General features: G+C 39.1%; 12 protein-coding genes. 6 read left to right on the forward strand and 6 right to left on the reverse strand.

Translation table 11 applies throughout. From position 1 onward, the window contains the following. Positions 1 to 64 precede the first annotated feature (64 nt). The gene (locus AC1RRY_RS05000) at positions 65 to 2,416 is read right to left on the reverse strand and encodes a GumC family protein (protein WP_492817711.1); all 2,352 of its coding nucleotides are present in this window, start codon (positions 2,414 to 2,416) and stop codon (positions 65 to 67) included. A gap of 50 nt (positions 2,417 to 2,466) precedes the next feature. Next, positions 2,467 to 3,312 (reverse strand): polysaccharide biosynthesis/export family protein, encoded by an 846-nt coding sequence (locus tag AC1RRY_RS05005; RefSeq protein WP_492817710.1) that lies wholly within the window; start codon positions 3,310 to 3,312, stop codon positions 2,467 to 2,469. Positions 3,313 to 3,866: 554 nt separating this feature from the next. Here AC1RRY_RS05005 and AC1RRY_RS05010 point away from each other — a divergent pair. Continuing rightward, a complete protein-coding gene (locus AC1RRY_RS05010; protein WP_492817709.1) occupies positions 3,867 to 5,117 on the forward strand; it encodes an alkaline phosphatase family protein in 1,251 nt (416 codons plus the stop codon). A 13-nt stretch (positions 5,118 to 5,130) separates the two neighbouring features. Here the strand turns inward: AC1RRY_RS05010 and AC1RRY_RS05015 are convergent, their stop codons facing one another. The 4 genes from AC1RRY_RS05015 to AC1RRY_RS05030 form a co-directional block, all read right to left on the reverse strand. Further along, complete coding sequence (locus AC1RRY_RS05015; RefSeq protein ID WP_492856545.1) at positions 5,131 to 6,720, reverse strand: malate:quinone oxidoreductase; 1,590 nt, start codon at positions 6,718 to 6,720, stop codon at positions 5,131 to 5,133. Next, on the reverse strand, positions 6,681 to 9,185 hold the full coding sequence (locus AC1RRY_RS05020; RefSeq protein WP_492817708.1) for a DEAD/DEAH box helicase: 2,505 nt from the start codon (positions 9,183 to 9,185) through the stop codon (positions 6,681 to 6,683). The genes AC1RRY_RS05015 and AC1RRY_RS05020 overlap by 40 nt, the downstream gene beginning before the upstream one ends. Positions 9,186 to 9,278: 93 nt before the next feature. After that, positions 9,279 to 10,736 (reverse strand): S41 family peptidase, encoded by a 1,458-nt coding sequence (locus tag AC1RRY_RS05025; protein WP_492817707.1) that lies wholly within the window; start codon positions 10,734 to 10,736, stop codon positions 9,279 to 9,281. A gap of 74 nt (positions 10,737 to 10,810) precedes the next feature. Next, positions 10,811 to 12,304, reverse strand: a complete 1,494-nt coding sequence (locus AC1RRY_RS05030) for a S41 family peptidase (RefSeq protein WP_492817706.1) — start codon at positions 12,302 to 12,304, stop codon at positions 10,811 to 10,813. A 299-nt stretch (positions 12,305 to 12,603) separates the two neighbouring features. Here AC1RRY_RS05030 and nusB point away from each other — a divergent pair, with 299 nt between their 5' ends. The 5 genes from nusB to AC1RRY_RS05055 all read left to right on the forward strand — a co-directional run bounded on the left by nusB (position 12,604) and on the right by AC1RRY_RS05055 (position 15,707). Continuing rightward, entirely contained in the window at positions 12,604 to 13,740 is a 1,137-nt protein-coding gene (gene nusB, locus AC1RRY_RS05035; RefSeq protein WP_492817705.1) for a transcription antitermination factor NusB, read from the forward strand. A gap of 89 nt (positions 13,741 to 13,829) precedes the next feature. Further along, positions 13,830 to 14,150: a YtxH domain-containing protein gene (locus AC1RRY_RS05040; protein WP_492817704.1), complete on the forward strand. Its 321-nt coding sequence runs from the start codon at positions 13,830 to 13,832 to the stop codon at positions 14,148 to 14,150. 28 nt (positions 14,151 to 14,178) lie between these two features. After that, positions 14,179 to 14,628 (forward strand): DUF1573 domain-containing protein, encoded by a 450-nt coding sequence (locus tag AC1RRY_RS05045; RefSeq protein ID WP_492817703.1) that lies wholly within the window; start codon positions 14,179 to 14,181, stop codon positions 14,626 to 14,628. A gap of 71 nt (positions 14,629 to 14,699) precedes the next feature. Further along, positions 14,700 to 14,978, forward strand: a complete 279-nt coding sequence (gene yajC, locus AC1RRY_RS05050) for a preprotein translocase subunit YajC (RefSeq protein ID WP_492817702.1) — start codon at positions 14,700 to 14,702, stop codon at positions 14,976 to 14,978. Positions 14,979 to 15,053: 75 nt separating this feature from the next. Next, complete coding sequence (locus tag AC1RRY_RS05055) at positions 15,054 to 15,707, forward strand: YbbR-like domain-containing protein (RefSeq protein WP_492817701.1); 654 nt, start codon at positions 15,054 to 15,056, stop codon at positions 15,705 to 15,707. Positions 15,708 to 15,740 lie beyond the last annotated feature (33 nt).

The following is a 15,740-nucleotide window of genomic DNA, read 5'->3' on the forward strand; positions in this document are numbered from 1 at the left end:
CTTTAAAACAGAATTAAAATCTTTGATTTACTTAAATTGCAACTGGCAATTCCAGCTTGATTATCTACTTCGTTGGTAAGATTTTCTTTAACCAACTATTTTTGGTTATGCCTTCGTCATAATACCCGTAACCATAGCCATATCCATAACCATACTCCGACGAATTTTTATAGTTTACCGCATTGAAAATTATATTCAATGATTTAAAGGCTTTTTTTCGTACCAAATCCGGAATCATTGATAAGAATTGTTTCGGTGTTTTTTCATGCCGTATAATATAAAAACAAACATCGGCATAATTAGACAGAAGAGTTGCATCTGTTACCAAGCCAAGAGGTGGCGTATCAATCAGTATATAATCATATTGTTGCTTCAGAATCTCAATCAATTCCCCAATTCTGCCATTTGAAATTAATTCAGATGGGTTTGGTGGAATGGGTCCACTCGGAATAAAAAATACATTCTCAGCAGTAGTTGTCTGAATGATTTCTTCTGCAGTAGCATTATTAATTAAAAAATTAGAAATCCCTTTTTTGTGATCCACCCCAAGGTAATTACTGATTTTTGGTTTTCGCAGATCTAAGCCGAGTACAACTACTTTTTTATTTAATAGTCCTAAAGAAATGGCAACATTCAATGTTACAAAGCTTTTACCCTCACCACTTGTTGAAGATGTGAATAAAATAACATGAGCGCCTTTGTCATTATTACCCGGTAAGAGATATTGTAAGTTGGATCGGATCATCCTGATTTGCTCACTTACAAAACTTCGGTTGCTTACATCTATAATTTCGCTTTGGTCATTTTTGGGCTTCAATGATATTTCTCCAAACACTTTCAGTCCGGTCTTATGTTCTATTTCTTTCTTAGACTGGACCGTATTTGTTAGCATTTCTTTAATGAAAATAACGGCGAGAGGAACGAGAAAACCTATTAGCAAAGCCATAGAGGTAATTTTCCTTCTGTTGGGTTTGATAGCCCCTCCGGTTTCGTAAGGATAATCCACAATGCGGCTGTCTGTTACAGTAGAAGCATACGATAAAGCGGTTTCTTCTCTTTTCTGTAATAACAGAAGATAGAGGTTCTCTTTAATACCTGCTTGCCTTTTAATCCCGATAAACTCTCGTTCTTTTCGTGGAATAGTAGCTATAGAGCCCTCTAAGCGGTTATTTAATCTTCTTAGGTTATTCCGGCTTACTTCCAGATTTACCTTTTGATTATTTATATTTTCACGAATGGCCTGTTTGACATTTTTCATCTGCCCATTTACTGTCTCCAGAAGTGGGTTTCCTGGCTGTACAGATTTGGATATCTTTGCTCTTTCAGCTTCTAATTGGGCATATTGTGTAATATAACCACTTAAAATCGGGTCATTTACCATCAATGTTGCCGGCGCCAGATTTCCTGCCTCAGAGTTATTTATATAACCTTCAACGCCCGATAAAACCTTTGATTGAACATCCAGTTCATTTAGCTTGGAGTCGTTTTCTTCTACTTTTCCTAAAAAGAGACTCGCTTCTGAGCTTAAGTCGGTAATGCCTTTTTCACGTTTATATTGTTCTACATCCTGTTCTACATCTCCCAGTTCGTTGGTAACTAATTTGAGCCTTTCTTCAATAAATCTTAAAGTATTGGTTGCTTCCCGGTTTTTATCTTCTAATGTAGTGAAAGCATACTCTTCTAATAATTTACCAAGAATCGCTTTTCCTTTTTCTGGTAAAGCGATCTCTATCCCTAAATTAATAAAAGAAGTTTTGTTGCTAAGAGGAGCTATCTGTATACCACCTACTAAAGTATTTACCATCTCTTCACGAGATATAAAAATGATTTTAACCGGCGTATGTGAGAGAGCTACATCAGGATTTCTGAAAACTCTGAAATGCCCGTAGGGGCTTTTAATTAATTGACTATATTCAAATTGTCCCAGAGAATTTTGTTTCGCGTCAAGTAATATATACTGGCTCTGCGATATGGGTTTTATAAAGAAAGGAGTATAGGCAGCATATTCTTTTTGTTCCTTTAAATTGACTTTTATAGGACTTTCACTATAAAGCTCAATATCTCTGCTTCTTCCTTCATACCAATAAGTTACAGTCAGATTTAAAGCATCTACAACTTTTCCGAGCAATGATCTGGAGTGAAGTACTTGTATTTCATTATCTATCTGTTTACCAGCAACAGACGAAAACTCCTCAACCAGATCTCTTCCCTGTTTCTTTAATTTTTCATCTTTAATAAACAATGTCGCATTGACCTGATAGATAGGAGTATATTGCTTTAAATATAAATAAGCACCCGTATAACAAATTGTAACGGTTATTATAAACCAGTACCAATAGCGTAAGTACTTATAAAACACATTCCGCAAGTCAAAATCTTCTTCCTGGTCTTCGCTAAAAGCATTATTTTCTGACATAAATTCAATAGGTATAAGTTGAAGAAATTTCGGGTATTAAATTACAATCATTATTTAAAATAGTTTGCTATTAGCGTCAAGAAAGTCACAATACTAATAAATATCGGTAGTCTTTGAATAAACATGCTCGGAGGTGGAGTTTGTTTGAATGGAACTTCAGGAACCACCTTATTTTTAGTTGGAGCTATGTAGATAATGTCGTCGTTTTTAAGATAGAAATAAGGCGACGTGAAAACCGAGCGGTCGTTTAAGTTTATAATCCCCATTTCTCTTCTATTTTCAAAAGTACGAATAACGGTGATACTGTCTCTTTTAGAATACAGTGTGAGGTCTCCCGCAAGCGCTAAAGCGTCAAGTATGGTTGTGTGGTCATCAAGTAAATTAAAAATACCAACTTTATTAGCTTCTCCTAAAACTGAAAATTTATGATTCATAAATCTCAGGTTCACAACCGGCGATTTAATGCTTTTCTCCAATTCTGCTTTAATCATTTCTTCTGCTTTTTTCAATGTCAGGCCTCCGAGATGCATTTTTCCTATTACCGGAATATTTACAAACCCTAAGGAGTCTACCGAATAGCCTAATGGCTGAGCGCCACCACCGGCATTACCTGAAAAAACAGAAACCGGCAGGGTATTTACATTAGTGAAATTGAGAATCTCGTTAGTTTCGGCACTAAAGCTATTAAGTATAATAGCTAAAATATCACCTTTTTGAATAACAACAGTCTGAGGTTGTTGCGTGTTTACAGATGCTGGGAACGATGAATCTTTTGACTTGAAATATTCCAGGTTAGCCGGTGGTACCCTTTGAGCATTTCTGCATGAGGTCAACTGAAAAAATACACCAACGAGTAAACACAGATAAATAATAGTTTTTAATTTATTAGTTTTCATCAAAAAGTTGGTCATGAAATAAAAGTGGTTTATCAAGCTCAAAAATAAATAGTTTTTCCTTAATATGGATGATTTAATAACATTTTGTAACTGATGGTTTCATCAAAATTACAAATTACAGGTGTTTTGCTTTATTAAGTGTGGAATTGCGTGAAATTTAACAGGTAAGTGCTATGGACATGCGTCAGTACAAAGTATATTACTTTTTCAGAAATTAAGAAAGAATGAGTGTGACTGATGGTGATAAAACTAATATTTACTCTCATTGTTTCATAGAATGCAATAATTTTATATTTATTGTATCAAATGGTATTTTGCATGACAATTTCATTGAACAAGTGCTTAAAACGGGAAATATAATTTTAACAATTTTATATCAGTAGGCTCTGCAAGGAATTCACTGAATTATTCTATAATTGCCGGAGCATTATGGAATCTGAAATATTAAGAAAGACAAAAAAACAGGCTTTAGTGAAGAAAGTCTATCTGCTTTTTTTGTACCGCAGAGTGCAATAATGAGTATAAACGTCCGCTTAAATTATCTGTAATTAATTATGTTACGTTTCACAAAAAAAGTACTTATCTCCATCATTTTTATTTTTGTGTACTGGCCGGGTCATAGCCAGAGCAAAAAAACTCCATATGTGGTAATGGTTTCATTTGACGGTTTCAGGTATGATTACGTCGACAAATACTCACCTAAGCATATAAAGGAATTCATACGGCAAGGAACTGCCGCCACTAAAATGCTTCCGGCTTATCCGAGTAAGACTTTCCCTAACCATTATACTTTAGTTACAGGCTTGTATCCGGCGCACCATGGGTTGGTAGATAATTCGTTTTATGATGCAAACCGGGATACGTTTTATTCGATCAGGCAAAGAGATAAGGTTGAAGACCCTTATTATTACGGCGGATTACCCCTCTGGCAGTTGGTACAGCAAAACGGTATGAAAGCCGCTTCCTATTTCTGGGTTGGTTCGGAAGCCCCGGTAAGCGGAACATTTCCTGCCTATTATCATAGATACGACGCAGAAGTGCCATACAGTAAAAGGATACAGGCTGTGTTTGACTGGCTGAATCTTCCGGAATCTGAAAGGCCCCATCTGATAACTGTCTATTTCGATATGGTTGATACCAAAGGACATGAATATGGACCTAATGCACCGGAGACCAAAGCGGCCGTGATGCAGGCAGATAGTCTGGTTGGCATGCTCATGGCCGGATTAAAGAAAATAGATTTGCCCGTAAACGTGATTCTTACGGCCGACCACGGTATGTATGAAATGAAAAATGAAGCGGATAAATTTATTTATACAGAAGACCTGTTGCAGGATTTCGATAAAAATGATTTTGTTTTTGTAAATAGTGGCACTCACGCTGGTATTTTTTTGAAAAACAGAGCTAAAGAAGCAAGCATTCTGCAAGTACTTACCAGCAAGCAAAATCATTTTAAGGTGTATAAAAAATCAGATATCCCGCAGAATTTGCACTTCAATAATCATCCTCGTATTGGTGACCTGATGCTTATGGCCAATGCGGGTTATAGTTTTTATTCGAGAGAAAGTATGGCCAAACGACCTGAGGTTCGCAAGGTGTGGGGAGTACATGGCTTTGACCCTTACGCTGTACCGGAAATGGGAACAATTTTCTATGTACAAGGGCCGGATATTAAAAAAGGAAAGGTCATTCCTGAGTTTCAGAATATCCATGTATATCCTTTTGTAGCTACTCTTTTGGGTATTCCTGTGCCTCAGAATATAGATGGAGACGCCAAAGTGCTGGAATCTATTATTAAGAAATAGGATTGACGGGTAATCAGGCAAATGCTTTTTCTGTCAGATGCAATATTTCTGTAGTTCGGGCTCGTGTTGCCAGAGCTAAATCTGCATTATGTTCAAGAGATTGCCCGTATGACGGAATCAGCCTTTGCAATTCTTGCTGCCATTTCGGGGTGGCTTCTAAACCCGGGAAACATTTTTTGATTAAGTCAAGCATGATAGATACGGAAGTGGAAGCTCCCGGAGATGCTCCAAGCAGGGTAGCTAAAGATCCGTCTTTTGCATAGACCACTTCTGTACCGAATTCGAGCACGCCACCTTCTTTTTCATCTTTCTTAATCACCTGCACGCGTTGTCCTGCGGTCATTAGATCCCAGTCTTCAATTCTGGCGGTAGGCATGTATTCAAGCAAGGCTTCGAGGCGGTCTTGTGGCGATTGGGTTACCTGTTCTATCAGATATTTTGTAAGGGGGAGGTTATGAGCACCGGCCGAAATCAAAGGCCATATATTACTCCATTTGATAGATTGAGGCAGATCCATAAAAGAACCATATTTGAGAAACTTTGTGGAAAAGCCTGCGTAAGGACCAAAGAGCAAGGCTTTCTTCCCATCAATCATGCGGGTATCAAGATGTGGAACAGACATAGGCGGAGAACCCACACTGGCCTTACCATATACCTTGGCACAATGCTCTTCAATCAAATCGGGTTTATTACAAACCAACCATTTACCGCTTATCGGGAAACCACCATAGCCACGGCCTTCTGGTATATCAGATTTCTCAAGCAATAACAAAGAGCCCCCTCCGGCACCAATGAAAACAAATCTGGCTGAGTAGGTATGCGTCTGACTTGTATCAAGATTCTTTACTTCTATTTCCCATTCGCCATTGTCTGTTCGTCTGATGTCTTCTACCTCATGATGAAGTTTCAATGCAACGCCCTCGGCGTTTTCCAGATAATTAAACATAGAACGTGATAAAGCTCCGAAATTGACGTCGGTACCGATTTCCATGCAGGTAGCAGCTACCTTTTCTGTTTTATCACGTCCTTCCATAATTAAGGGTACCCATTGGGCTATTTTCTCATAATTATCTGAAAACTCCAAATCGCTGAACAAATGATGTTGGCGAAGCGCGGCGTAGCGTTTTTTCAGATAGGTGGTGTTTTCTTCACCCCACACAAAACTCATATGTGGAATGCGACGAATCACCTGGCTTGCGTCTTCAATGATGCCTTCCTGTGTTAGTGTCGCCCAGAATTCTTTTGACAGCTCGAATGAAGCAGCAATCTTAACAGCTTTATCAATGCTGATGCTTCCGTCTTTTTTTTCAGGTGTGTAGTTTAACTCACAAAAAGCCGAGTGACCGGTACCTGCATTATTCCATGCCTCTGACGATTCCGCAGTTACCCTGTCCATTCGTTCAAAGATTTTTATCTTCCAATCAGGTTGCAATTTTTTCAACAGGATGCCTAAAGTGGCACTCATGATACCGGCTCCAATCAGAATGACATCACTCGTATAATCATTACCTTTCATTTTTACAGTCGTTTTAATGAAAAACGTAAAATGAGTATAAAATACCTTTACTGTTGTTTCGCAAATGCCCCAAGTAAAGTACTTAATGCCTGCATGGCATCGTTAATAACCTCTTCGTTTTCTACCTCAATTCTCAGATAAACTTTCCCTGATTCGTCCTTTTGTGTAATACTGTCAATCAGTTCACGGGTAGCCTCCGGGTCTTTCAGGGTTTTACCCAATTGTGCTAAAAAATGAATGCCAGTCTGTAACAATTCCCGGGGCTGATTATTAGTGTTAATATAATGGAGGTGTTCCGGCTCAGATTGTTTTATATCGTCATCGCCCTGAAAAGTGGTCGAATCCTCAAGTATGACTGTTACCGGTTCATCAGGTAATTCATACTTAATGCTTTCTTCGGTGTTCTCTGGTACTTCTTCAGGTTCGGCGGCTTTGTTTTCTTCCGGTATAAGATTCTCGACCGAACCCATGAATTGCTTAAATTCATCTTCACCAACAAAAATGGTATCTTCTCCTCCGTCCAGCACACCTTTGGCCATCGCGCCTTTAAACTGCAGTACATCAAGCATGCGTTGTTCGATCGTACCGGCAGCTATAAGGTTAATGATTGATACGTTATTTTCCTGCCCGAGCCGGTAAATACGGCCGATGCGTTGTTCCAACACTGCCGGGTTCCAGGGTATATCCAGATTGATTAATAAAGAGGCGTTTTGTAAATTCAGGCCTACACCGCCGGCATCCGTAGATAAAAATACACGACTCAATGCGTTGTTCTGGAAGTTTTCCAGTAACTCTTTTCGCTTTGTGCTTTCTATGCCACCATGCAGGTGTTCAAACTGCACATGTCGTTTTTCCAGTTCTTCAGCTACCAGGCGGGTCATCCGTTCCCACTGGCTGAATACCACCACTTTCTCGTCTGTGTTTTCTATAACCTCGTCAAGAATATTCATCACCTCATCTATCTTGGTATCGTACCTAGCATTCTGATCAATAATATAGGTGCTGTCACAAACCATACGCATCTGATTAAGCGACAGTATTAATCGTTTGCGATCAGTTTCATTTAAAAAACCTGACTTACGCCATCTGGTAACCAGTTTTGCTACATTATCGCCCAGATCATTGTGGATTTTAGTCTGTTGGGGTGTCATTGGAACCAGCAGATTTTTATCCATTCGTTTCGGCAGCTCAGAAAGAACTTCCTTTTTAGTGCGTCTGATTAATACATCACTCAGGTTTCCGGCTATTTTATTCAGATTTTTGTAGCCGATTATCTGACCGGAATTGTCAGTTATCTGATGCTCATTCAGAAAATGATGCATGGGGCCTAACCTGTATACATCTATAAACTGCATGATAGAATACAATTCTTCCAGCTTGTTTTCTATCGGAGTACCTGTCAGTACGATGGCATACGGAGTGGCAATTTTTTTGATTTGCTGTGAGACCTTCGTTTTCCAGTTTTTAATACGTTGGGCTTCATCTAAAATAACCAGGTCAGGTTCCATGCGGTTAAGCCAATCCAGGTCGTGTGTCATAGTATGGTAACTCACAATGACATAGAAAGCATCAGTACTGCGCCAATAGCGGTCTTTACGCTTCTGCAGGCTACTTTCTACTACATACACGCTGTTGTCGGTAAACTTTTCAATTTCTGCCTTCCATTGGTATTTTAATGAGGTAGGGCATACAACCAGTACCCGGTTAATACCCAGTTCTTTTTTATATAGCTCGGCAGTGGCAATGGCTTGCAGTGTTTTGCCTAGCCCCATTTCATCGGCAATCAGGCTTTTACCTGCCATGGCTGCAAAGAAAACACCTTTACGCTGGTAGGGGAAAAGAGAAGCCTTTATTAAATGATCGAAATATGTATCGTTTTCGCCATCCGGAATTACTCTCCACAAATAATCCCTTCGACGAATCTTGTCTCTTTCGGCAATAACAAAATCCAATGCGTCGGGGTAACATCTAAACGAACTGCTAAGAGCTGCTGCTTTTTCCAGAAATAACTCAAAAACAGCGAAGGATGCGGGTTTTAAGGTATCATTAGCAGTAAAGTAAGTTTGTGCCAGTGCTTCAAATGCCTCTCTTTTGTAAGAACCTATGCGGATTCTTATTTGCCGGCCTTGCCGGTAATCAACGTAAACAGAGGTATATTGGGGTTGGAATCCCTCTTTCATGGCTTTTTTATAGCCTTTCAATGCACTCAAGTGATGCATCACTGCGCTGATGTGCTTACATACACCCAGGCGGTTGGTCTTAAAGTCGAAGCACTCGCAGAAGTTCAGGCTATCGTCTGCGCTTCTGATAGCTACCTTATAGGTATTATTGGTAACGGCATTAGCTACCTGAAAATCGGAGAAGAATTCACGGTTACCAATATTTGTAATTCTGAATTCGTGCTCGTTATCTCTACCGAATTGTTTTCGCAGCGCTACCTGCCATTCTTCAAGTGTCAGGTTATCCGGTTTGCGATGATAAGAGATTTTCCGTGCTGTTTCTACCTTATTTTTCTTGGTATCTTTATGTTGGGTCGCTTGCTTAATTGCCATTTCGAAATTGTAGGAAACAAATGAAAAGTCATCGAAGTTATGATTTTTTTTAATTGGCTCTCAGGAACCAGACAATAGAAGGCAAAGGTTCGTCTATCTGACGCTTGCTTCTTTACTCTTCCTGATCATGTCTACAGTGAAGTCAATCACACTTGTATTATTTTTTAGGAGTTCTTCATAGTTGCGGTTTACTTCATAGTCTACATCCAGAAAAAAACCTTGATTAACTTTGTTGGGTAACCGATGCACAATTTTGTAAAGAGGTGTGTGCGCAACAAACTTTGTATGGGGTAATCTGAAGTTTTCCCAAGTTCCTGCAAAACTTCCCCAACTTGCGCCACCCACCTGCTGGCCTATTACTTGCCCTACGCCCAGGTCGTGGGCTATGTTCATGGTAAAAGTGGTGGCCGAGTAACACCCGGGATCTGTCAGAAAATAGGTTTTGCCCTTGTAAGCCAATAAAGGGTCAGGTTTCTTGTTGTCATTCCGTTTATTGACGCGATACATAAACCCGTCTTTTTGTTTCCGGAAGGCAAGCCATAAAACAAGAGGCGGACTGACAAACCACGGCTTGGCAATGGAAAAATAAGCCCCCTTTTTGAACCCCATGGTATCTATGATTGTAAAAGGCGTAGGCGATAAATACCTGAGCACACGGGTAATGTTAGGTATGTATCCGCCACCGTTGCCCCTGAAATCGATAATGAGATGCTCAATGCCATTCTCCTTTATTTTAGTGAATCTGTTTTTAAGCACACGTTTAAATTTACGATGATTCAGATCCATAAACTTGTCTTTCATGCTGAACTCGGTAATGTCAAGCATGGCAATATGGTTAAGGCTGTCAACTATTCTTAATCCAAGATTGGGACGTTTAAAGGCCTTGTAGCGTTTATCAGAGAATTTATTAATGGCCGGCACCGGTAAACAGGCCAGTTTTTTACTGCGTGCAGTAGTCTCAAAAGGTAATCGGTAAGTGATTTTTACAGTGTCTTTTTCACCGTATTGTCTTATATAATAATTCGGAAAGAAATGGGTAGCATAGTATTCCTTTGCTTCAGGATTATTTCTGTCGCTTGAAACAAACATTTTTAGTTTGGTCATCAACGGCTCTATGAGTTCGTCATTGATACTGATAATTTCTGAACCCCGTATCAGGGTTGAGTCTTGCGAACCATTAATACTGATATAGTATTTGTCCTGAATTTTACGCACATAAAGAGGAATGTACTTTACTTTTTTTGGATTGAAACGTTTTTTATCAAACCGTAGATTGGTATGCCCGTCTTCTACTGCAGTTACTAGTTGTGCAAGAACCTGATACGCTTCAAGATAACTAAGCGGTTGCGTGATACTATTGTAGAGAGAATCGTAAAGTCGGGTATAATCTTCTTTCGATCGGTAATGGTACATCCCCGGGTGCAGCTTTTCGAATTTACGTTTCAGGGTAGCCATATCCTCTCTCACATCATTAACCGAGAATACCTGTTTCTGGGCATAACCACAAATACTGCATAAAAAGAATAGTACTGATAACAGACAACGTTTCATTAATTACTTTCCGGTGGGTTAAGTAGTGTTCAAATTGAAGAAATTAAGGCAAATTTCGTAATGATCAGAGAAGCCTATCGGATTTTTATTTTGTTTTTAATAAGATCAAGCGTGAATTTCAGAACCGTATCTTCATTGTTTAGAAAATCTTCCAGATTTGCATTTACTTCAAAGTCGGGTTGTAAGATGGGCTTATCGTATTTCCCCGAATCTACATTATACAATATTCTACCTAAAGGAAGAGAGATTTCTAATGATGTGTTGGGCAGTTGAATGGTTGAAAACTGAGCGGCCGAACAACCGTCATAAGCACCACCACAGCTCATGCCTACATAGGTGCCAACACCCATGTTGTGTAGCTTGGAAACCAGCAAAGCCGCCGCAGAGAAAGTTCCGCCATTCATTAGAACATACACATTTTTGTTGAAACGGAATTCGTCATGCGGCCGCTGCTTCTGAATATATTTGCTTTCGAGAAAACCATCAGAATCGCGTACTGAAAACTCGGTGTTCAGCCTTGATGCGGCTTCTCTGGCATAATTGCCATCATACTTTTTATAGTCCTGTTTTAATCTTTGCAGACTTTCATCTCTAAAACCCAGTCGGTAAGCGTCAAATGGCTGATTGGTAAAGTACCTGAGAAGAAAAGTGGAGTATTCGAGTAAACCACCCGAGTTGCCGCGCAGGTCGAGTATCAGGTTCTCTATCTTGTTTTCCTGTAGTTTCCTGAAAATCTTTTTGGTTTCCCCCTCAAAATTGGCTCTTCCTATATTCTGAAAATCATACATAAACGAGCGTACGTCTACAATAGCCACTTTTTGCGTTGAGTCAATAACTCTGTAAGAAACCATACCGGTGGTGTCTTCGTCTACATCGGGATATCTGGTTTCAAGCATTTTCTCCATAAAATAAGAGTCTTTGGCCTCTATTTTACTCGTTCTGGGTTTGCCGATTCCTGGTTTTCTATAACTGATTGTGAAAAAATCCTGTTCACCTTTCCATAAATAATACAATTTTCTGAACTCCCTGATAGTATAATACTTTCTGGCATTTGGGTTGATACCGTCTCCGCTATAATAAGATTTCTTCTCCAGGTTCTCCAGTATTCTCTTTACCGGCTGGCCGTCAATTTCTACAATCTCAGTGCCCCGGGTAATCTTTTTATCGGCCGAATAGTTTCTGGATACCACAAGCTGATCGTTGATGAAGCGAACACTGAACGGGAAGTACTTGGGCCTTTCGGAAGGAGAAGCGCTTTTGGTGAGCAGGCGGCGGTCGAGCATCATGTGTGTATGACCACAGCCTATTGCCTGCACCATGGGCAAAAGTGTAAAATAAGCCTCACGCAGTGTAAGCCTGCCTTTCAGTGTCGATGCAACAGAGTCATACAAAGAATTGTATTTTTCTTTCGTAATGTATTTAAAAGGAGCGGGGTGATACTTTTCAATTTCGTTCTTCAGAGTTATCAGATCTTCTTTGATTTGTTCACTTGAATAAGATTGGGCATAAGTAAACGAGTACCCGCTAAAGAGTAGAAGCGTAAGGATATAAGTTGAAACTTTTTTCATCAATGGCTAATTTTCTTTCTCAAATTTAATGCAAAAAGTTGATTTTTCAAACCTGCATAATAGTATACTTTATAGGGGCATATCTTGCATGTTCAGCTATTGTATAATGAAATTTGTATCGGAATATTTTATGACTATTCTAATATTTATGGGGTCAGAAAACATTTATTGCTAACGGCGGGTTAACCGGGCTCAGCCTTTTAAAAAAGTGCTAATATCAAATTCAGTCTGCCCGGTTTAGGCAATATGTGGTTTTTTTATTAATTTTGCGGTTCAATAAACTCGTTCTTTGAACACCCATGCTTAACAGACGCCTCATACGGATTCGTGCGATGCAAGCCTTATATGCTTATAAACAAGCAGAAGGTGCGAATTTCCAATTATCATTAGACCTCATTTCAGATGATTTTGCTCCTGATTTAAACTCAATGGAGTTTCAGGACAGAGAAAAATTAGAAGGTTACAAAAAACTAAGTCAGCAATTACTTCAGGAAGAATTTTCCCGCCAGAAAGAAGACGATTTCAGTGCTCCACAGGAAGTAGTGAAGTCGGTAGAGAAAGCAAAAGATTTCTTTTTGCTTAAAAACAAAAAAGACATAGAACACTACGCCGGACGGATGATTCTGGAGGCCGAAAAGGTCTATGATCTTTATCTGCAACTACTATTGTTTTTTATCGAACTTGCCGACCGCTCTGATAGCGATGAAAGGGGAGTAGTATTATCAAAGTTATCTGATAACCAGATAATTAAAAGACTTCGCCAGGAAAAATTGCTTGAGACCCAGGCGATCCGCCGTAATGTAAACTGGAGAAACGAGCAGGTGCTTGTTGCTAAATTGTATCGGGAGGTGCTGCGCAAAAACGCACATTATATAGAATACTGTTCTAAGAAAAACCATACACTGGAAGAAGATTTTTCATTTTTGAAATACATGCTCAAAAATGTAATTCTTAAAAATGAACTTACCTGGGAGTATTTCGAAAAACAGGATTTGTATTGGATTGATGATGTTGAAACCCTGAGAGCCGCTGTTACGCATACTTTCCAGTCGTTTGTGGAAGACAGTAAATTTAAAATTGTGGTTTTAGATCAGGAATGGGAAGAAAGAAAAGATTTTTTACAAACTTTGTATCGGAAGAGTATTCTGGAAGAAAAGCAACTGGAAGAAATCCTGATACCGAAATTGAAGAACTGGGAAATTGAACGTATTTCGGAAACAGACCAGATTTTATTGAAAATGGCACTGGTTGAGATGCTGAATTATCCGAGTATCCCGATTAAAGTAACCATTAATGAGGTTATCGAAATAGCCAAAGATTACAGCACTCCGAAAAGCGGCCAGTTTGTGAATGGCATTTTAGACAGCCTCTCAAAAGAACTGAAAGACGCCGGAAGAATCCGTAAAAGCGGAAGAGGGATGCTTGACAATAAATAAATTGAATAATCCGCCACGAAAAGATTATCTTTGGTGCCGGGAAAAAGATCAAATTATTATCCATCATTAAATGCCCATCGGGGGATATTATGAGCAATTCATCAAGAACTTTTATTTCATTTTTAGTTGGTGTAGCAACCGGAGCTGCTTTAGGTATTTTGTATGCACCTGATAAAGGAGAGATTACGCGTGACAAACTGGCTTACCGTTTGTCGAGATACCGTGAGCAATTACAGAAGTTTATTAATGATCTGATTGAAAGAGGCGATGAAGTAGCTATGGAAGTAGTAGGGGGTGACAGCACTGCCAAAGCAGAAGGCCAGAAAGTAGTAAGCGAGGCACGTCAGAAAGCTGAGAAACTGCTGGAAGATGTAGAGTCGCTGATGAATCAGATAAAAGCAAAAAATTAATTCAGATATAAAGCTTAATTATAAAATAATGAAGAAAGTATTTCTGTCCGTATGTGCAGTTGTAATTTTAGCGGGACTTAACTTTTCTTGTAATCTGGTTGATTCAAAAAGTAACACAAACCAGGCCGACTCTCTGGCCGCGGCTGCTAATGCACCCGTAATTAAGTTTGATGAAGAAAGCTTTGATTTCGGTAAGCTGAAAGAAGGAGATATCGTAGAGCATAAGTTCGCGTTCACCAATACAGGTAAAAGCCCATTGCAGGTGCTTGATGTACAGGTACAATGTGGTTGCACGGTGGCTTCAAAACCGGAGGCCCCGGTTGGTATCGGCCAGAAAGATGCAATTGTGGTTCGGTTTAATAGTTTAGGTAAAGTAGGTGTAAACAAAAAGTTTGTTACGGTTTATTCTAATGCTACACCGTCGCAATCGGTTATTTCATTTACCGCCGAAGTATTATCAAAAGGAACTGCCAATTGATTTGAGATTGTGTTCAACACAAAAATGTAAATTAGAATAACCCACTAAAAAGACAATAAAAATTATATACAATGGTACTCTTACAAGCACAAAGTGGAAACGGAATGTTTTCGATAATAATGATGGTCGGAATGATTGCGGTGTTTTATTTCTTTATGATACGCCCGCAACAGAAAAAATCAAGCGACCAGAAGAAAATGGTAGAAGAACTCAAAGAAGGAGACGAAATAGTGACATTCGGTGGGTTGCACGGTAAAATAGTTTCTAAAGATGAAACAACCGTTACAATTTCTGCAGGTGGTGGCGCAAGGCTGACTTTCGAAAAAACATCTGTCGCAAGAAAAAAATAAGAATAGTCGATAACTCAACAGGGCATGGTGGTCTGGATTTGAGTTAAGAATTATCTCGCAGGAATCTTAAATTGTATGAATTTTAAGACACTCATCTTGTGTTTTCTTGCGGCCTCTATTTACTGGCTGCTGAATGCCCTGAATAAATCGGGTTATACAACCAGAATAAGTTATCCTTTAGAAATAAAGTATAATGACTCTCTGTATATTCCGGTTAGTCCCTTACCGAAAACCATAAAAGTGAGTTTGTCAAGTACAGGCTGGAATTTACTGAAAGACAATTTCTTTTTGAATGTTTCTCCACTTGAATACAAAGTGCGGAATCCCGTCAGCGAAAAGCAATTGAATAAGGAGATTTTATCAGAAATACTTTCATTGAAGTTACAGAGCTCTAAGGTAAATTATATCGATGTTGACTCGTTAACTTTGAATTTCGAGAAGAAATACAGAAAGAAAGTAAAACTGAAAGTCGATAGCCTTGGGGTTGACTTAGAAAAAAACTTTGTGATAGCCAGTGTAATCAATGTTACTCCTGCTGAAATAGTTATTGAAGGCCCTGCTTCAGCTTTAAGTGAATTTAAAGATATTTTTTATCTGAAAGTTCCTGCCAGGAATCTGGCGGTTAACTTCGACGACAAAATCAGCATCCCTCTTCCGAAGAATCCTTTATTAAAAGCAAATGCTGAAAAAGCAATAGTAAGCTTTGAGGTAGCTGAGTTGCTAAAATAGTTCTGTCTGCTGCCTTGTAAAATCCGTAAATTT

It is taken from the genome of Emticicia sp. GW821-FHT11C11, assembly GCF_058808615.1.